The organism is Lactobacillus hamsteri DSM 5661 = JCM 6256 (genome assembly GCF_000615445.1).
Classification (GTDB): Bacteria; Bacillota; Bacilli; order Lactobacillales; family Lactobacillaceae; genus Lactobacillus; species Lactobacillus hamsteri.
Map to the genome: position 1 here is coordinate 14,864 of NZ_BALY01000005.1, position 19,507 is coordinate 34,370.

Sequence of the window (19,507 nt, forward strand, 5' to 3'; positions counted from 1 at the left end):
TCCTCCCAAAAATAAAAACTAAATAACAATTTTTTGATTCAACTAAAGCGTGACAACTTGACCACGTTTAGGTAAAATCCGCTCACCATATGGGTTCTCTTCCAACTCAGGATGCAATGTGTGCACCGGAACTAAAATAGCTGGCTGAACCTCTGAAATAATTTGCTTGAGTTCTTTTTCATCGGCATGTCCTGAACAGCGCAATGCTTTAAACTCAATATCATGTTTAGCAAAATTTTCTACAAAAGGCTTATATGCCGGATCAAAATCACCTAATGGTTCAGCATTAGAGTGAATATATAAACCGCCCTTTTGTAAGGAATCACAATCGCCGACTGTTTGCCAAAGGTATTTGTGATCATCATCAAGCAAGTCACTATAGGCGATTTCTAGCTCCGGCTTTAGATCCGCAAACTTCCCTTCCCCTGGCAAGTAATAGTAAGGATAATCCTCATTCAAACTCTCTTTAATTAAATGCGCTCTTTGAGCATGAAGAACCACTTTACGTGGTGAATCAGAAATAATTCTGAGCAAACGTTCAACATTCGTTGGATAAGTATTAAAAGTAATTTGACGTTTAGGGTTGTCATTTTGCAAACGCACAACCTCTTCTGTCAATTCTACTTCATTTTTAATTCCTGTAAACTCTTCGCTTTGTTCTTCATTCTTGCGTTCTGGCCAAGAAACTCCTGTCCCTTCAATGATAAACATATCGCTGCCTTTAGCAGCTGCCAAGAATTCATGAACCCAATCTGGATGATAACCATGAAGACGAACATCCCCAGTAAAAGAAATCTTCTTATCAGGCGTTTTAACGATCAAGCCTGTAGCACCATATGCATCATGATCGCTTGGCCAAACTTCCATGGTAATATCACCAACTTGGATCGGCTTTTTGTATTCCGCAGAAATAATCGGACGCGTATAACCTTTTTCGTGACCTGCGGCCGGAAGAAGAAAATCGCCTTTTTCATTTAAAGCAAGAAGCAAATGTGCCGTAATAGGTCCCGCATAAAGCGGAATTTCTGGGGCAAGCAAGTTCAACGCCTTACTGTGATCCAAGTGAAGGTGGGAAATGAAGGCTGCGGCATGTTCCCAGCGCTTAGTATCAATTTCTTTTCCTGTTACTTTAGGATCATAAAAATTAGGAACATCACCAATCAACTTATATTTGATTAAAGTATCATAGTCTTCATCATCCATGCTTAAACCAAGTTCTGGACGATAAACTTCACCTAAGTCAAACAAAATATGTGACTTATTATAGGCTACTTCAATCATCGGACCGCCAATAGTGGTCAAGCCGTTATAAAAAGTTACGGTTGTTTTATCCTTTAAGGTCATTGCGAACTACTCCTCGAATAATTTGTTTTCTAAAAATGAAGTACAAAATCAAAATTGGTAAAACAGTCAACGTTGCAGCCGCAAGCTGTAATTCTGTTTCACTACCAGCATCAGATGCAAATGCTGTCAAACCATTGTTCAACAATCTCATGCTATCTTCGTTGGTTACCAATAATGGCCATAAGAATGAATTCCAACCAGAAATAAAGCTAAGAAGTCCTACAGTGAATAATCCACCTTTTGACATTGGTACCAAAATACGCCAAATATATTCCCAGTCGCTAGCTCCATTAATTTTGGCTGCTTTATAAATTGTTTCTGAAATTGAGCCAAAGTAGCTTTGAAGATAGTACATGTAGAAAATTGAAGTTAAGAAAGGCAATACCAAACCAATGTATGTATTAAGTAAACCTAATCTAGCAATAGTGTTGTAGTTTGTAAAGATAATTGCTTCACCAGGAACCATCAACAATGAAAGTAAAATTCCTTGAATAATTCCTTTGCCTTTAAACTTTAAATTAACCATTGCAAACGCACCAAGCAACGCGTTAAACAAACTAACAATAGTTGTTACGCTTGCAGTGATAAATGTGTTTAAAAAGTACCGAGCAAACGGTGCTTGTGCAAAGACTCTTGAAAAGTTGCCCCATTGTGGATTTTTAGGAATTAAAGTTGGTGGGATCTTAGTCGTTTCTTGGAAAGTCATAAGTCCACCCAAAATCATGTAAACGAATGGGAAGATGGTAATAATTGCGAAAATCACCAAGATTACATAAGCAATTAATGTGCCCCATCGAATTTTCTTCATTTTTTACCGTCCTCCAATCTTCTTCATCATCTTGCGTTGCAAGAAAGTTACAAACAAAATGATGATAAACAATACAACTGTCGCAGCCATAGCCACACCAGGAGTTCCTACAATTTGGAATTTGTTATAAATGTAGAACACTGCTGTTGTTGCAGAGTTTCCGACTCCGGCTTGACCATTGAACAAAGCATATACAGAAGTATAAATCTTGAAGGCAGCAATGATATTCATTGTAAGCAAGAAAGCGATGGTTGGTACAAGTTGCGGCATAGTGATTCGCCAAAACTTTTCTGTTCCTGTAGCGCCGTACATATCAGCAATTGTGTAGTAATTAGGATCGATATTTCTAAGCGCACCCATCAAAATAACAATGTTAAATGCCAAGCTTGTCCATACCCCAAAGATAATAATTGTTGTAAGTGACATCGCTGGATCATCAATCCAGTTAGGGGCAGGCAAATGCATTGCTCTTAAAATGAAATTAAGCATACCGTATTCACCGTTAAAGATATAACGGAATACGATACCGATCGCAATCGTACTTGTTACGTATGGCATAAAGAATGTAGTTTCAAATAAAGCTTTATTTTTAACTTTACTGAAAATAAACCACGCAAGCATGATTGAAATTGCTAATGCTACAGGCACTGAAATCAATGCATACAAAATCGTGTTTCTAATAGCGAGCCAAAATTCTGGATCTTTAAATATATATTGATAGTTGCTAAAACCTGACCATGAAAGATTAATCAAAGAACCACTTTGAAAACTCATGATAAAGGCACGAATAATTGGCCAAATACTAAAGAAAGAAACAAAGATAATGGTTGGCGCTAAAAAGAGCCAGGCTTTCTTTTGATTAGTCTTCATTAGTAAACACGCTCTCCTTCCGGAGTGAAGATAAATACGCGATCAAGACGCATCTTAAGTTTAATATCATCATTAGGCTTAATTGGAGTTTCTAAGTTAACCAATGAACGAGCTTGAACGCCATCATGGGTAAACTTCAAAATTCTTTCACGACCAATTAATTCCACATCATCAACGTGAGCGGAAACGTGTCCATCTTCATTTGGCAAAATATTTTCTGGACGAACAGACAATACATATTCGCCATCTTTTAATTCACGCTTGAAACGATTTTGGTCCAAATCACTAACACTAATTTCAAAGTCTGAAGCCTTAATCTTGCCGTCAGCAACTTTAACTTTAAAGTTATCAATTACCGGATTACCGACAAAGTTGGCAACAAAATAGTTATTTGGTTCAAGGTAGAAGTTTTGACCAAGATCATCTTGTTGAATCACACCATTATTGAAGAGGATAATCTTATCACCGATTGATAAAGCTTCTTCTTGATCGTGAGTAACAAATAAAGTCGTAATACCCACTTCTTTAACCAATGAACGGATTTCTTCACGAATCTTTAAACGAAGACGTGCATCCAAGTTACTTAATGGTTCATCCATAAGCAAAATCTTAGGTTGCTGAACCAAAGCACGAGCGATAGCTACACGTTGTTGTTGACCACCAGATAATTGACCTGGCTTTTGATCAGCCAATTCCATGATTTGCGTAGTCTTCATGTACTTTTCAGCAATCGCCTTCGCCTTATCCTTGGCAATCTTGTGCTTTCCAACAGTCAATGGAAACATTACGTTTTGCAAAACCGTCATATGTGGATACAATGCATAGTTTTGGAAAACGTAACCAATTTGACGGTCCTTAGGTTCAGTATTTACCACAGATTTGCCATCAAATAAAATGTCGCCGCTTGTTGGATTAAGCAAGCCAGCAAGCATGTTTAAAATAGTAGTTTTTCCACATCCTGAAGGTCCGAGTAAGCAGACAAGGTCACCCTTTTTTACGGAAAAGCTAACATTCTTGATAGCTTCATGACCATTGTCATATACCTTCTTTAAATTTTTAACTTCGACAAACTTTTCGTCATTCATAGATTTATACACCACAATATCTTGATAAAATTTCTAAATTTTCTCTATTAATTCTATGATATTAACGAAAAAATCACAAATAATTCTGAGTAAAAAATTCGTAGTTTTCGAATTCTTAATCAAAATTTTTAATAGTTTTTTCTTATTTATTAGTTATTTTCTTAACAATATAGCCAAATATGAACCATAAATTCGCTTATACTAGATATTGTACTTCATTTAACTTTTAAAGTTTTTTTATAGGAAAAATTCCCGAACAATCTCTAAATATTATTCATATTATAAGTTGTCACCGCGTTCGAATTGATACTTAGAGCTATTGAGAGCTTGACGAACCAAATCGCTCATTAAAGCCTTAGTCTTCTTAGTAATTTCATCGGCGGTCTTTTCATTGGCTTCAGTCAAGAATTTAGTCAATTCTTCGCCCTTCATATCCTTTGCCTTAGCATCAGTTTCATCAACATGACCAATTCCACAGGCTTGGCAATCATCACGATAAGCATTTACTTGGTAAATGTATTGGTGATAACGTGGTTCAACCAAAACTTGCAAAGTCTTGTACATCCAGTAAGCACTGTGATCAGGATCAACAGTGTGTTCAGCTAGCTTGTAGTTTTCTGGCGTATCTTCAATATTAGTGTAGAAAGGAACATATGGAGAATATGCGTAAAAGCCCATGTTTACCCATTGAATACCAGCCATTTCCTTTGGAACATCATTTCTAATTTGCAAAATACTTGATTCTTGATTTCTATCCAAAGCAATTGAACGGAACTTCTTTTGATCCTTTTCATCACCTGATGAGAAAGTATCCATTGGATCATATGGCGTACCGTTGTAGTGACTTGTCAAAAACTTTTGCACATCTTCAACGCCAATTTTCTTTTCAGGAACACGAGTAAATGGCATTTCTTGACTAGTTGGATCTTGTTCAATGCTTGGATTAAACAATTTTTGACCATACCAAGTACGTGGAGTGTTGTAAAATGCGTCAGCTTCGTCCTTTGTTCCAAAAATATCACGGAAGTTAAAGCTGCCATCTTGAGCAGGATTTAAATGATGCTTTTCAACAAAATCACGAATTGTTGAAGCATACATAAAGTTATCAGGATCATCAAAATCAATATTTTGAATAACCATAATATTGGGACAAATTGCGTATGAATCATCAGGAATACGTGCAGCAACCCATTGGTGGCCGGCAGCAGTTTCAAAATACCAAACTTCATCATGATCAGAAAATGCAATTCCGTTGGTTTCGCCTGTACCATACTTTTCAATCAATTCACCAAGACGCTTTACACCTTCACGAGCAGTCTTAACGAATGGCAAAACGAGGTAAAGCATAGAATCTTCATCAATACCATTTTCTACCAAAGGATCATGACCAAGACAACGCGCATTAGTTGCTTCAGTTTCAGTTGCCGACATAGCAACGTTATATTCGTTGATTCCTTGTTCATCCCAACGGCCTTCGCTGTCATCAGCTGTTGGAGCTGCTGTATAACGACAACCATCGCCGGTTAAATGCATCTTAAAGCCGTTATACTTGGAAACGTAATCTTCATCATAATGACGAGCTTTATTAACAACAAATAATTTTTCGTTAATACCACCGTAACCGTCTTCGTCACGAGCAATCATGGTTGAGCCATCGATTGAAGCATTTTTACCAACAAGCATCGCGGTACAATTATCTTTTTTCATAAACGTACTTCCTTTTTAATAATTTACAAAATCATTTTAACTCTATTTTACTATTCATTAACACGCATTTGGCGATCTATGCTTGCACGGCCATTATTATAGTTAAAAACATAACCTGGTTGTACGTTAAACAGATAGACATTGAAGTCTAAGCCGCCATCTGTGGAAATAGCTTGTAAGTTTATCCCGCGCGCCATTAGCTCATTGCCCCTAAAAATTGGCGTTGCTTGATAAATTACTTTTTTATTTTGACGCAAAGCTTTTCTGACTTTGCTTTCAAAAATAGTTTGAATTCGCTGATTAGAAAAGGCTGACTGTGTAAACAAGTTTTTAGGATTGTTTTGATCACCGGATTGATTATGAGGGTTGTAATTACCGTTTTGATCAATACCCGCTGAAACTGAATAAGCAATCAAATGGCCGCGATTATAAATTTGCGTACCGTTACGACGGTTGTAATGCCAAGCCGTTGGTTCAACGAATTGACGAACGCGCAAGCTATCATTGGCCACGTTTCTTTTTTCTAGAAAGCCAGTATTAGAGCGAGATGTTCTGTTCAAGCTATCAAGATTGGAATAAATTACGCGATTAACCTTCCAAGCGTTTTTAATCAAAGTCGACTTATCATGGTTAACAACAATATAAGCTTGTCCGCCACTCTTAAAATTTAACTTTGATAATTTATCATAATCTGATTTAGACAAGCCACCATAAGCTTTTTGAGCCACTGACGCCTTATTAATGGTATTTGTCACTGCAGATTGTCCTGTTAAATTATCAACTAACTTTTTACCGGCATTTTCAGAATTGTCACCAGAAAACATATTCCAAATGACTAAAACAATTACAACTAAAACCGAAGCCCAACCGCCTGTTTTAGCTTTGCTTCGTTTGCGATATTTGCGTGCCATAAAAATTCTCCCTTTAATTTGTACTTTACAAGTTTACCTTCTCAAACATTTGTTTGCAACAAAAAAAGAATGCAAATTGCATTCTTTTTTCTTTATTAAATTTAACTGCGTGCCCAATTATCAAGCATATTCAAAAAGAAACTTTCAGAAAGTCTCTTAATTTCGGCACCATTTTTATTCAAATCTTTAGCTTCATTCCAATCAGGATTGTTACGTCTAAAGAAATCATGATCGCCCATAATTAAATAATTGGTTGTGGCTTCTACATTATCTTGATAGTCGCCACCCATGTTGTTGATCATCTTCGCAGCATCATTTTCATCCATATGAATATGACCAGAAAAAGCAATATTTTTAGAATTAACCGGATTACGGAACCCTAATTGCCAAGCTTCAAGCTGACCAGCTGTCAGATCGAGATTTTTAACCTTGCTTTGCGCATTAGCCAACAAATCATCTGTAAAGTTTTGACGAAAATCTTCATAAACCTTTTTAGTATCAATTGAATCATCTAATCCGCGGTGTTGCTCAACTTGCGCAATTCCGGCACGCTGCATGCAGTCAATTAAACGATTATGACGTTCATGAGGATAATATGCTCTGGCCAAACGTAACACATCAACATAATCATTGCTTAGCTCTGGCAACTTGTATTTTTTAGCCAAATCATAAACAAAATTCAAATCAAAATTGACGTTATAGCCAATAATTACATCATCACCAATAAAGTTGCGAAAATCGTGGATGGCCTCGTCAACCGGAACACCTTCATTGATAATCTTTTCTTCGGTGATTCCATTCAATTTAGTAATAAAAGCCGGCACCTTATTGGATTTTTCATAAGCAACCAAATGGCTATATTGATCAACGATTTCACCATTGCGAACCTTAATCCCGCCAAGTTCGGTAACACGATTGCGATACGGGCTCAAACCTGTCGTTTCAATATCGATTAAAGTATAGTCGTCTAAAAATTCTGGGCGCTCTGCACCTTTATGACGCAATTTATCTTGAGCGCCAGGAACTTGCAAAACTCCATTTTTAACTACAATGCTCATAAATCACCTATAATTTTACTTACTCAATTCTTCCATTAATTTGTGAGAGTTGCTGTCAGAAGCATAACTACGCTTTTGCAAATCATCCGGCATATCGTCTTCTTCAAGATCGGCTGCAATATATTTCCAGTTAGGGAATTGCTCAACAAGCTTAACCATTGGATCAAGGAGCTGAGGGCTGGTTTCGTCAACGCCAAGCTCCAAGACAACAACGTTTTTATCTTCATTGCCGGTTAAGAACCAACGAAAACGCGTATTAGCATCCGTATCTGGGAAAAAGTGCGCATTAAGTGGCATGTGAAGTTCCATTTCACTATTGCAGACATTACATTTAGGCACCATTTCCTCAGTAACTTGACCATTTTTTTCAGCTTCAACGAATTGACGAACAATTTCACGATCATCCTTTTGACCATGATTTATGCCACTTGAACATTGCATTTTTGTCCAATCGCCAAAAGCATTAAAAATTCGATTTTCATTAAAACCGGCACCTTCAAAAAAGTGACCAAATGTACTCGTTGCAACAAAATATTGTTTATCCTTAAGCAAAGCTTTTAAAGCAAGCATCGTTTCGCTAGGTTCATACTCTAAAGAATACTCATTAATCAATTGACTCCAAAAAGCCCATTGTTCAGCCCAAGAATCAAACTTCTTGCCAAGAGCATCCCCAATCGTATGAACATCATACTTGTCAGCAATCTTGCCAAATTGATCATCAAAATTTTCTTCGCTTAAAATGTCTAAGCCCTCTTCGCGGGCCATGCCATTACCTGCAGTTACGATAACCGCATCAGCATCTTTTAGCCATTTTTTTGCATCAGTTAAATTTGCCATTTAAATCTCTTTTCTACTTTTTCGAATAGCCAGTAAAGCGTAATTGACCATTAATGTATTCGCCTAAAAAGATATCGCCGATACCATTATAACCCGCTCTCTCAATTTCTTGCTCAAGCCAGGATTCATCTTTATGAATTAAATCTAAAACGTCCTCGTTAGCTTGACCATCACTGATGATTGGAAAACGAATATTGGCTTCATCATTTTCGATCACTGTTAATTGACCATTTTGTTCAAAAATACAATTTTTAACTTTTTCAACTGAATAGATCCCACGACTGCGTAATCTAAACATTAATTCATTTGCCGAAATTCCGGCCCGCATACAATTTTCAACCAAAACATGCCCGTTTTTGATTACCTGCACAGGCTTGCCATCAATTATATTACGCAACCAATTATTGTGATCACGTGCAAATTTTAAAATAAAGACAACCAAAGTCCAAATGATCAAGCGCCGTAGTTAGTGCTTAATTGCTTTTGCCAAAAACGTTGATTTGAATAATTAAAGTTAAAATACCCAAAACAAATTTAATGAACAATTGTGTGTAATCTAACTGCATCTAATTTTTCACCTCAACTTTATGATCAATTACATGAGCTTCTGTTAACGTATAAGTATTATTATCTTCATTTAAGTTAAGCTGATAATCTTTATTTTCTGAATCAATACGCACAATCATTCCATCGACAAGAATTGTGTTATTCACCATAACATCTGAGTCCTTCACACCAGCATCTTTAGCAACAGATTTTTTGAAAGGTACGATTTGCGTAGCTTGCGATTTCTGGGTTGTAATTTTCTGATATTTTTCATATTGCGTTCCCGCAAATAAAAGCAAGAAAAGAAGCGCGATAATTCCTAAATCTCGATAGCGCGTAGCAAAACGATTACGTAAATACAAAATTGCGAAAATAATCATTGCTACCGCCGCAACTAGCATCAAGATATATAAAATTGCTTTATTGCTATTTTTATTGTTTTCAATGTATTTTAACGTATAGAAAGTCATTTTTACCTCTTAAGTGGCGTTTCATCACGATTATCATCCATCTCAAGATGTGTTGTGACAATTTCAGTTAAAGTTTTAGCAAGCAAAACCATATTTTCAACTGTAACGTACTCATAACGGCCATGGAAATTGGCTCCGCCGTTAAAAAGATTTGGTGTTGGAATACCTTTTTCGCTAATAAAATCGCCGTCCGTTCCGCCACGGAAAGGAATGTGATGAACTTTTAAGTCCATTTTTTCATAAGCATAATGAACCAAGTTAACAACATAAGGATTTTTCTTAATCAAGTCACCAGGTGAACGATATTGATCGTGCATTTCAAGCGTTACGCGATTATCGCCATATTTATCATTCAACTTTTCGGCTAAATCTTTAACTAACTTTTTCATCTTAAGATAATGATCTGTATCAAAATCACGAATAATCAAATTAATCTCGGCATGATCAACGTTGCCATTGTTAGAAAGAACTAAAATGTAGCCTTGATAATCTTTGCTTTTTTCTGGAACAAAATCTTTTGGCAAGCCATTTATGAATTCATTTGCCATAAGCGAAGCATTAACCATTAAACCGTAAGCTTCGCCTGGATGCACAACCGTGCCTCTGAATTTAATCGTTGCTGCAGCAGCGTTAAAAGTTTCATAAGCAATATCACCCGGATTTCCATTATCAAGCGTGTAGGCGAATTCTACTGGGAAACGGCTAACATCAAAACGAGCCGCACCTTTGCCAATTTCTTCATCAGGGCCAAAAGCCAGCCAAATATCGCCATGTTTGACATCAGGATTATCATGCAAATATTTCGCCATACCAAGAAGCCCAGCGATTCCTGCCTTGTCGTCTGCGCCTAAAAGCGTATCGCCAGAAGCTGTGATCAAAGTTTGACCAATTACTTTCTTTAATGAAGGAAATTCATCAGCTGAGAGGGTTCCCCCGTGACCTAATTTAATATCTTGACCATCATAATCTTCATGAATCTGTGGCTTAATATTTTCTGCATTAAAATCAGCAGTATCAACGTGGGCTACAAAACCAATAGCTGCAACTTTTTTATCGCTATTGGCAGGGATCTTTCCAACTACATAAGCATCCTTGTCTGAATAGGAAACGTCCATTAAACCTAATCTTTTAATTTCATTTACTAATTCTTTAAGAAGAACAACTTGTCCAGGAGTTGTTGGAACAGCTTCGCTTTTTTCATCTGAGCGCGTATTCATTTTGGCATAATCAATAAATTTCTCTTTAATATAGTCAAAATCGTAATCTGTCATATTTTCTCACCTTTCTTTAACTTAATTTTTATTTTAACATGCAAAAAGCCACTAGCTCTAAACTAGTGACTTTTCGATTTATTAAATTAAAAATTTACAGTTGCTTTTATTATATTAATTTGGTTTAATTATTTTTCTTGCGCTTTTTGATTTGTGCTAATCCAAATAATGAACCGATTACAGCAATTAAAGCACCAAACATACCAGCTTTATTTGTATCTTTTTCACCAGTTTGTGGCAAAGCTGCCTCATCACTTTCTGCAGTCTTTGTTGCACTTGACTTTTCACCTGTTGAAAGATTAGTCAAAACTGCATTTTTTTCATTCTTAGAAGAAATCGTTGCAACTTTGCTTGTTTCTTTAGAAGTGTCTTGTGATTTTGGAGTTACTGTTTCTTCATTACTTGGAGTCTTTTCTGGAAGAGGAGAAACAGATTCTTCTACATCATCTGAAATTTCCGGACCTGGAGATGTTGAGTCGTCTTCTGGAACTTCAGGTGTATCTGGTGTGGTTGGATCTTCAGGAATTGTAGGTTGCTCTGGATTTGTTGGATTTTCTGGAACTTCAGGCTTATCTGGAATTTCTGGTGTAGTTGGATCTTCAGGAATTTCCGGTTTATCTGGACTTGGATTCTTAGTGTAAACAACCGTATCCACTTTATCTAAATTATCATTAAAGTTACTGTTATCAACAATAATATCATATGGACCTACTTCAGGACGATCAGTTGTATAACCATCAATTGTTGGACTTACTACTGTTACAAAAGTTTGAGTTTTAGTCCATTCACCGTTCCAATCAATCTGACCTGTAACTAAGTTTTTAACTCCTGTTTGAGTGAAAACAAGCTTAATGCTTACATGATCCGGAGCTGCCGTAGTTCCATCTTCATATACATAATGAATTGTTTGATTTACTTCCTTATCACGATTTACCGTTTCTGTCTTATGCTTTAAGTAAACATAAATATGTTGCACATCATCAGTAATTACACCATTTGTGGCTCCTGGATGAACCGTGTCAGTAGCTAAAATATAACCTGCTTCTTCCCAATTCCAAAGTATATTGTCATACTTATCGCCAATTGCTAAGTGTTCATGACTTTGCTTTTGATCAGATAATTCAAAACCATGTTCAGGGGTAAAGTTAGTTACACCATTCAATACTGCACCATTAACATCAACATAGTGAATATGAGCACTCGAATTCTTATTTAATACTAATTGACCTGGTTGCCAAGTAATTGTGGTAGTTGGTTTTTCTGGCTTTTCTGCGTCAAATGTAATTTTAGGAATAGTTGTTGAAAAAGTTGCCCATGCTGAACCTAATTTGTTGCTGAACTTAATCTTAATTCCATCACCGGAAACTTTAAACAAGCCTGAACCAAATATTTCCTTACTACGATCTTTTGAATCATCCCAACCAAGATATTTGTCTACAATATCTTTGCCCCAAATCTTAATTGCTAATTCTCTTTCTGCATCAGTAATATTCTTATCGTAGAGCAATTCATTATTTTTATCTGAATAAAGAATATCTCCATTAGGACCTTTATGAATAGTTACAGATGATTCTGGAAGAGCTACACCTTCACCTTTATGGCTACTACCATTTATAATTTCAGCTTTTTCAACATAATCATTTCCTTCACCTTTACTATTTAATGAGCCAATAGTAATGTAAGCTGTATTTTCACCTAAAGTAATCAATTTGCCGTTAGCATCATACATCTTTAAGCCCATTGTTACACTTTCAGCTTTTACATAAAAGAAACCATCTGTAGGACTCTTGCCAAAGTAAATTCCAGGTTTGCGATTATTTTGAGAAGGATGATTACTCATAATGAAATCACTATATGTAATTTCAATCTTACTAATTAACTCTCCTGCATAGAATGAATTTTTTAAATCAGTATATGTAACTTGTAAAAAGTCACCATGCACTGTGTCATTAACTTGCCAGAAATTATTGAGTAAACCGTTTAGCATACTGCCTGTACCTTGAACTACATTTGGATTCAATGGCTTAACAGTAACTGTAGCGTTTTCTTCTTTTCCAAATATCAATAATTGAGATAATTTATCTGGATCAATATGTTCATTTTCATCCCAAAGACCCAAATCTTTTAATTGTTGAATGTATTCATCTCTCTTTTTGTTGTATTCGTCAAGCTTACCTTCATAGTCTTTAAGAGCTGCTTTGTGTTCCTCTAAGGCTTTTAAAATTTCTTCAATTTGCTTTTTATTATTTGCAATTATTTCAGCTTTATTTTTATCAATATCTGTTGTACCTGTTGTAACTTTATTTGGATCTTTCTTGTCAACAGTAACTCCATCAATTTCTTCAGCCTTATTTACAACATCTTCAAGATCTTTATTTATTTCACCATTAATTTTGTCGACTTCTGCTTTGCTGTCTTCATAGCTAGGTTTCTTAACATCTTCAGTTTTTTCTGTCTGTACCTGATTAATATTATTTTCTTGATTAGGTGTAGATGTTTCAACTTGTGATGAATTTTCATTTTCACTTACTGATGTTGATGGTCCTGCAACTGAAGAAGATTCATTCTTAGTTGATTCAGTTACCACACTTGAATTATCAGCAGATGAAGAATTATTATTTTCAGTTACTGACGCTGAAGATTCTGAAACTTCATTTTCAATTGGCTCTGTTGTTACTTCTGAATTACCCACAGAATCATTATTTACAGCCACTTCTTCAGTTGCTACATTATTAGCTTCTGAATTACTATCTATTGTCGAATTTTCAACAGCAACTGTATCTTGAGTAATTTCAGAAGCTTTAACTTGTTGACTTGCCATTCCCATAAAAGTTAAACCAATTAATACTGAGGCTGCACCAACAGTAAATTTACGGATAGAATGACGTTCTCTCTTTTCTTCAATTTTACGAAGCTTTTCTTGAATATTTTTTCTTGAAACCATGATTAATTTATACCTCTAAATTTTATAATCGTTCTAGCAGTGACGCGGTGTCATATATGTTATGTATTAATAGTATGACACTGCGTCACTTTTGGAAATAGTTATTTTTTTATCTTTATATTTTCTTAAAAATCGCCAAATGAAAAAGCCATTAGATCTTAATCTAATGACTTTTTACAAAAATTAATTATTTTTCTTGCGCTTTTTCTTTTCTGCGCCTGCTAATCCAATTAATGAACCTACAGTTGCTGCAATTAAGCCCGCAGCACCAGCTTTATCAGTTTCTTTAGAACCCGTTTGTGGCAATGTTGCTTCTTCACTTTCTTCAGCTTTTTCAACATTTTCCCCATTGCGAGTTTTTGTAGTTGAAACATTAGTATTAATTACTGTTTCAGCTTTTTCAGTCTTAGGAGTAACCGTAGTTGTTTCACCATCATCACGCTTTGTTTCTTGTGATTTTGGCGTTACGGTTTCCTTCTTTTCTTCCTCAGAAGGAGTTTCTTCAGGATGAGGAGTTACTGTTTCATTTTCCTCTGGAATTTCTGGAGTTTCGGTTGGAACTTCAGGATCCGTTGGTTGAGTTGGAACAGTTGGTTCTGGATCCGGAGTTTCCGGAACTGTTGGTTGAGGAGTCGTTGGATTAGTCGGATCTGTTGGCTGATCTGGAGGAGTGGTTGGTTGAGCAGGATTTGCCTTGTAAATAACTGTATCCTCTTTATCCAAGTTTTGATCGAAGTTACTGTTATCAACGGTAATGTCGTATGGGCCTACTTCCGGACGATCTGTATGGTAACCCTTAATTGTTGGGCTTGTTACGGTTTCAAATATTTGCGTCAATGTCCAATCGCCATTCCAGTCTGTCTCATTTGTAATCAAATCCTTGATTCCTGTTTGAGTGAAGACAAGGGTTTGGCTTATGTGATCTGGAGCTGCTGTAGTGCCATCTTCATATACATAATGAATTGTTTGGTTAACTTCTTTATCGCGGCTTACAGTTTCTGTTGGGTTAGCCACATAGTAAACCGTATCTTCTTTATCCAGGTTTTGATCAAAGTTACTGTTGTCAACTGTGATGTCGTATGGGCCTACTTCCGGACGGTCTGTATGGTAGCCCTTGATTGTTGGGCTGGTCACTGTCACGAATGTTTGAGTTAAAGTCCAACCGCCATTCCAGTCTGTCTCATTTGTAATCAAGTCCTTGATCCCTGTTTGAGTGAAGACAAGGGTTTGGCTTACGTGATCCGGAGCCGCCTCTTTTCCGCTATCCTTGTAAACGTAGTGAATTGTTTGGTTAACTTCTTTATCGCGGCTTACAGTTTCTGTTGGGTTAGCCACATAGTAAACCGTATCTTCTTTATCTAGGTTTTGATCAAAGTTACTGTTGTCAACTGTGATGTCGTATGGGCCTACTTCCGGACGGTCTGTATGGTAGCCCTTGATTGTTGGGCTGGTTACTGTCACAAATGTTTGAGTCAAAGTCCAATCGCCATTCCAGTCTGTCTTATCTGTAACCCAATCCTTAATTCCTGTTTGAGTAAAGACAAGAGTTTGGCTTACGTGATCTGGAGCTGCCTCTTTTCCGCTATCCTTGTAAACGTAGTGAATTGTCTGGTTAACTTCTTTATTACGAGTATCTTCAGTGGTTGCATGTCTCAAGTAAATGTAGTAATGCTTTTCACCTGATTCAATCTTTCCAGCTGTAGCTCCTTCAGAAATCTTTTCTGGAGTTGTTGCTAAAATATAATTTTCTTTACTCCAGTCCCAAAGCGAATTTGTGTAGTTGTCATCAACAGCTAAGTGTTCAATACCTTGCTTATAATCAAGCAATTCAAAACCATGGCTAAGGTTTAAAGGATCAAATTCTTTTATTCCACTATTGAATTCTTTATTAACATCAACATAGTGAACATAAACTTTACCACTATCATTCAAAACTAATTCGCCAGGTTGCCAGTTAATAGTAATGCCTGCTGGCTTAATTGGTTCTGTTGGCTTTTCACCTTTAAATGCCAATTGAGGAACAGTTGTTGAAAATGTTGCCCAAGCTGAACCTAACTCATTGCTAAATCTAATCTTGATACTGTTTCCTGAAACCTTAAATAATCCCGCACCGAAAATTTCTTTTCCTCTATCTTTGGAATCATCCCAGTTAAGATATCTATTAACAATTTCCTCACCCCAGATACTGATTGCTAATTCCTTTTCGGCATCAGTAATTTTACCGTCATAAAGTAATTCATTGTCTTTATCAGCATAAAGAATGTCGCCATTAGGGCCTTTATGAATAGTTACAGATGATTCTGGCAAAGCAACACCTGAACCACCACTGAGAATTTCAGCTTTTTCAACATATTCTTTATGACCTGAACTACTCGATCCATTATTCAATGAACCTACAGTTATGTAAGCTGTATTATCCTTAAGGTTAATCAACTTGCCATTTTTGTCGTACATCTTTAATTCAATGGTTACGCCATTTGCTTTTTTGTAGAAAAATCCATCTGTTGGCCTTTTACCAAAGTAAATTCCAGGTAAACTATTGCCTTGATATGAATTATTGCTAATCACAAAATCACTGTAAATAACTTCAATCTTGCCAATCTTTTCACCAGCATAAGTTGAAGTTTCGAAATTTGTGTAAACAACTGTCAAGAAATCACCTGAAATATTATCCTTAACAAGATAATGATTCATCAGCAATGGATTGCCTTTTTCATCTTTCAAAATGGTTCCTTTGCCTTTAGTTACAATTCCTGTATGATTATTTGAAATAATCACATCAACTTTAGTATTTTCTTCTTTGTCCAAAACCAAATCTTGAGAAATGTCACTTGGATCAACATCGCCTTCTTTCCAAAGGCCTAAATCCTTTAACTTAGCAATATATTCATCTCTAAGCCTATTGTATTCAGCTAATTCAGTATTGTATTTTTCTAAGTCATTCTTGTATTGATCAAGCTTTACCTTGTAATCAGCCAACTGCTTTTCAATTTCTGCAATCTGCTTTTCATTATCTTCTTTGATCTTATCAGCATTCTTGTCGATGTCTCCTACAGTCGTATTAATCTTGTTAGGATCTTTTGGTTCAACCGTAACACCATCAGTCTTAGAAGCTTCATCTACGATATCTTTAAGATCATTGTTAACGTTATTGTTAATATCGTTAACCTTATCTAAAGAATCTTGGTAAGTAGGCTGTTTTGTTTCAGCTTGCGAAGCTGTTTCATTTGTAACTTCTTGATTAGAATTATCAGTTGGTGATGATACATTTTCCTGAGTAACTGAATCTGTATTTTTAGTATCTGTTGTAGTCTGAGCATCAGCACTTTCTGAAGTAGAAGTATCAGTTGTTTGTTCAACAGAAACATCATTGCTTTGAATTTGAGTATCGGTATTTTCAGTAGTATATTGCTGAAGAATACTTTGCTCTGTTGCCTCATTTTCAGTACTTTGAGTTTCTACTAATACCACATCATCTTTTCTTGTTTTTGAAGCTTTAACGGGACGAGTATTTGTTCCCATAAAAGTTAATCCGACTAAAACGGATGCAGCTCCCATTGTAAACTTACGAATTGAGTGGTGTTCATGTCTTTCTTCTATTTTTCGAATTTTTTCTAATAAATTTCTTCTTGAAACCATAAAATCATACCTCATTTTCTGTTAAAAAACATTTGTTAATATGGGGTGTGACACCATGTCACCTTTGATACTTATAGTATATAATATCCATTCAATATACGATATATTTTATATATTGCCTTTAAATATTCTTAACATCATTACTTTCATACCTATTTTTAAAAATGAATATTTATATAGAAAAGAAAAAGCAAACGAGAACAATTCTCGTTTGCTTCACAATAGATATTAAATTTTAACTTAAAAACTAATTTTTAATTTCTTTCAAACCTTCACGGCGACGTCCCATATTAAACCATGGTGAAACAGTAAAGGCCAAAACATCATTAATTACATAAATAAGTGAGTTAACTGCCATAGCCAAAGTAGCATCCCCTTGTGCATAAGTTACGCCCCAAAGAATCAATTGAAAAATTCCGCTGGCTGTCCACCAGAAATATTGATTGTTGTAACGCATAAAACACATAATGCCGGCAGTAAGAGAAATAGCAAAGCTGATCGCATCAATCCAAGGACGAGGATCATTTGTAAATTTGCCAATCAAGAAGCCACTAATGATATAAACAAGCAAAGTTCCGACAATTGCGATTATCCATTCCTTAGTGCCAAATTTTCTCAAGTGATTCTTGGTATCATCATTCCAAGATTTTACTGAAAGAATAACTGGCAAGTCCAAAGTTGCAATATAAGCAATTTGTTCAAAAATTGACAAATAGTTTTTGGCTTCAAGTCCTGCATAAATAAAGCAGGCTGCAGAAATAAGACCCAACCAACCATTAATTGCTTTAGTTGCGTTAATGGCAAGAACACATAAAGTGCCGAGTAATGTACCAATAAAAGTAATAATTGTTACGGGCGTTGCTTTTTCTTGAATAAGCAATGCCAATTGGAAACCAAAAGCGAAGAACCAAAGACAATAGTTTTGAATTGGCCAACCCTTTAATTGATTCCATAACCATACAAAATAATTCTCATTCTTGTCCGTTTGCATATAAACTCTCCTTAAAACTATTAGGTTCACAGGATCTGTATCCCCATACAAGATCTTGTGCCTTATCCGACTTTCTTTTATGAAAGACATCGATATATATCCTAATGTAAAAAACTTTTATATACAAGATTGTATCTCACAAAATATTGTGTTAATAGCATGAAAAAATCTATATGTTGTATTTTTGTGCAAAAAAATAAAAGGTATCGTATACCTTTTATTCTGTAATTATTAATGTTGTGAAGCACCACTCGTCGTATCAGGTTCTTCATGTTTTTCTTCTTTTACTTCTTCTGCTTTAGTTGAAGCGCCACTTGAAGCATCTGGATCTGAATTGCGACGATAAGTTGCTCCGCTAGTTGCATCTGTATCAACAACCAACTTTTGACCAGTTGTTTCGCAGAAATATTTTACTAATGGATACAAGTCTTGAACCCATTCATAGATACCGGCATAGTTGCATTATCGTCTTCAACACGCTTGTAATAGTGTAAAACTAGTTCTTTCAAGTTACCTGTTGGTACTGGCATATAGACATCATCATGACCATCTTGTTTAGTGCGAAGCGCATGAACAACTTTTTTAGCATCAGGAATTACATCGCGCACATCTGGGTGAACTGCCTTCATTGTGTCGCCAACTTGTTCAGGTACACGCTTTGCCTTCATTTTGTAATTTGGATCGGTAGGACGGTTGTACCACAAGAATTGGTTATTATCGTCAACAAAAGTCATTTCGCCAATCGTATTACGAAGCATCCAATTGATTTGATTTACCGTCAAAAGACCTGAATCAAGCTTGACGTAGTCGTTGCCTTCAGCTGCATTAACCTTTTTAGCAGCCTTATCAAGCCAATCAGGATCATTCTTGTCAATGCCATCAATTGTCGTACCCGCTTCTGACTTGCCGGAGGCATCAAGATCTTCCTTCATATAGTCGTCACGGTTCATGTTTTTAAGCCATTCTGGTTCTGCCATAATAACTCTTTCCTTTCTTGAATAATGCTTATAACTATAAAATACTCTC

The 19,507-nt window shown here is 36.0% G+C and carries 13 protein-coding genes and 2 pseudogenes; all 15 read right to left on the reverse strand.

The window, feature by feature from the left end; all coding sequences use genetic code 11:
* Positions 1-42: 42 nt before the first annotated feature.
* The 15 genes and pseudogenes from JCM6256_RS02190 to JCM6256_RS09460 all read right to left on the reverse strand — a co-directional run bounded on the left by JCM6256_RS02190 (position 43) and on the right by JCM6256_RS09460 (position 19,458).
* Positions 43-1,344, reverse strand: a complete 1,302-nt coding sequence (locus JCM6256_RS02190; RefSeq protein ID WP_025080197.1) for an MBL fold metallo-hydrolase — start codon at positions 1,342-1,344, stop codon at positions 43-45.
* The gene (locus JCM6256_RS02195) at positions 1,328-2,152 is read right to left on the reverse strand and encodes a carbohydrate ABC transporter permease (RefSeq protein ID WP_025080198.1); all 825 of its coding nucleotides are present in this window, start codon (positions 2,150-2,152) and stop codon (positions 1,328-1,330) included. The genes JCM6256_RS02190 and JCM6256_RS02195 overlap by 17 nt, the downstream gene beginning before the upstream one ends.
* 3 nt (positions 2,153-2,155) lie before the next feature.
* Positions 2,156-3,022: a carbohydrate ABC transporter permease gene (locus JCM6256_RS02200; RefSeq protein WP_025080199.1), complete on the reverse strand. Its 867-nt coding sequence runs from the start codon at positions 3,020-3,022 to the stop codon at positions 2,156-2,158.
* Positions 3,022-4,107: an ABC transporter ATP-binding protein gene (locus JCM6256_RS02205; protein ID WP_025080200.1), complete on the reverse strand. Its 1,086-nt coding sequence runs from the start codon at positions 4,105-4,107 to the stop codon at positions 3,022-3,024. Before JCM6256_RS02205 ends, JCM6256_RS02200 begins: the two co-directional genes overlap by 1 nt.
* A 279-nt stretch (positions 4,108-4,386) precedes the next feature.
* Entirely contained in the window at positions 4,387-5,814 is a 1,428-nt protein-coding gene (locus JCM6256_RS02210; RefSeq protein WP_025080201.1) for a C69 family dipeptidase, read from the reverse strand.
* A gap of 50 nt (positions 5,815-5,864) precedes the next feature.
* Positions 5,865-6,725, reverse strand: a complete 861-nt coding sequence (locus JCM6256_RS02215; RefSeq protein ID WP_025080202.1) for a DNA/RNA non-specific endonuclease — start codon at positions 6,723-6,725, stop codon at positions 5,865-5,867.
* 101 nt (positions 6,726-6,826) lie between these two features.
* Positions 6,827-7,783 carry an exonuclease domain-containing protein gene (locus JCM6256_RS02220; RefSeq protein WP_025080203.1) on the reverse strand — a complete coding sequence of 319 codons (957 nt, stop codon included), beginning with the start codon at positions 7,781-7,783 and terminating at the stop codon, positions 6,827-6,829.
* 15 nt (positions 7,784-7,798) lie between these two features.
* A complete protein-coding gene (locus JCM6256_RS02225; RefSeq protein WP_025080204.1) occupies positions 7,799-8,620 on the reverse strand; it encodes a hypothetical protein in 822 nt (273 codons plus the stop codon).
* Between the two features lie 13 nt (positions 8,621-8,633).
* A pseudogene (locus JCM6256_RS09455) lies at positions 8,634-9,186 on the reverse strand (DUF421 domain-containing protein).
* Complete coding sequence (locus tag JCM6256_RS02235) at positions 9,187-9,636, reverse strand: DUF3290 domain-containing protein (protein WP_025080205.1); 450 nt, start codon at positions 9,634-9,636, stop codon at positions 9,187-9,189.
* A 2-nt stretch (positions 9,637-9,638) separates the two neighbouring features.
* Positions 9,639-10,907, reverse strand: coding sequence for a peptidase T (pepT, locus tag JCM6256_RS02240; protein WP_025080206.1), 1,269 nt, complete (start codon positions 10,905-10,907; stop codon positions 9,639-9,641).
* Between the two features lie 124 nt (positions 10,908-11,031).
* Positions 11,032-13,851, reverse strand: coding sequence for a GbpC/Spa domain-containing protein (locus JCM6256_RS02245; protein ID WP_025080207.1), 2,820 nt, complete (start codon positions 13,849-13,851; stop codon positions 11,032-11,034).
* Between the two features lie 183 nt (positions 13,852-14,034).
* Positions 14,035-17,490, reverse strand: a complete 3,456-nt coding sequence (locus tag JCM6256_RS02250; RefSeq protein WP_025080208.1) for a mucin-binding protein — start codon at positions 17,488-17,490, stop codon at positions 14,035-14,037.
* Positions 17,491-17,737: 247 nt separating this feature from the next.
* Positions 17,738-18,481 (reverse strand): nicotinamide riboside transporter PnuC, encoded by a 744-nt coding sequence (gene pnuC, locus JCM6256_RS02255; RefSeq protein WP_025080209.1) that lies wholly within the window; start codon positions 18,479-18,481, stop codon positions 17,738-17,740.
* Between the two features lie 231 nt (positions 18,482-18,712).
* Positions 18,713-19,458 (reverse strand): annotated as a pseudogene (locus tag JCM6256_RS09460) (PAS domain-containing protein).
* Between the last annotated feature and the right edge of the window lie 49 nt (positions 19,459-19,507).

What these genes read in the sequence shown, in the direction of transcription:
- JCM6256_RS02225 (WP_025080204.1), bottom strand. Translation starts at nt 8,620, where the DNA reads ATGGCAAATTTAACTGATGCAAAAAAATGGCTAAAAGATGCTGATGCG.
- JCM6256_RS02200 (WP_025080199.1), bottom strand. Translation starts at nt 3,022, where the DNA reads ATGAAGACTAATCAAAAGAAAGCCTGGCTCTTTTTAGCGCCAACCATT.
- JCM6256_RS02220 (WP_025080203.1), bottom strand. Translation starts at nt 7,783, where the DNA reads ATGAGCATTGTAGTTAAAAATGGAGTTTTGCAAGTTCCTGGCGCTCAA.
- JCM6256_RS02190 (WP_025080197.1), bottom strand. Translation starts at nt 1,344, where the DNA reads ATGACCTTAAAGGATAAAACAACCGTAACTTTTTATAACGGCTTGACC.
- JCM6256_RS02205 (WP_025080200.1), bottom strand. Translation starts at nt 4,107, where the DNA reads ATGAATGACGAAAAGTTTGTCGAAGTTAAAAATTTAAAGAAGGTATAT.
- pepT (WP_025080206.1), bottom strand. Translation starts at nt 10,907, where the DNA reads ATGACAGATTACGATTTTGACTATATTAAAGAGAAATTTATTGATTAT.
- JCM6256_RS02250 (WP_025080208.1), bottom strand. Translation starts at nt 17,490, where the DNA reads ATGGTTTCAAGAAGAAATTTATTAGAAAAAATTCGAAAAATAGAAGAA.
- pnuC (WP_025080209.1), bottom strand. Translation starts at nt 18,481, where the DNA reads ATGCAAACGGACAAGAATGAGAATTATTTTGTATGGTTATGGAATCAA.
- JCM6256_RS02195 (WP_025080198.1), bottom strand. Translation starts at nt 2,152, where the DNA reads ATGAAGAAAATTCGATGGGGCACATTAATTGCTTATGTAATCTTGGTG.
- JCM6256_RS02215 (WP_025080202.1), bottom strand. Translation starts at nt 6,725, where the DNA reads ATGGCACGCAAATATCGCAAACGAAGCAAAGCTAAAACAGGCGGTTGG.
- JCM6256_RS02210 (WP_025080201.1), bottom strand. Translation starts at nt 5,814, where the DNA reads ATGAAAAAAGATAATTGTACCGCGATGCTTGTTGGTAAAAATGCTTCA.
- JCM6256_RS02235 (WP_025080205.1), bottom strand. Translation starts at nt 9,636, where the DNA reads ATGACTTTCTATACGTTAAAATACATTGAAAACAATAAAAATAGCAAT.
- JCM6256_RS02245 (WP_025080207.1), bottom strand. Translation starts at nt 13,851, where the DNA reads ATGGTTTCAAGAAAAAATATTCAAGAAAAGCTTCGTAAAATTGAAGAA.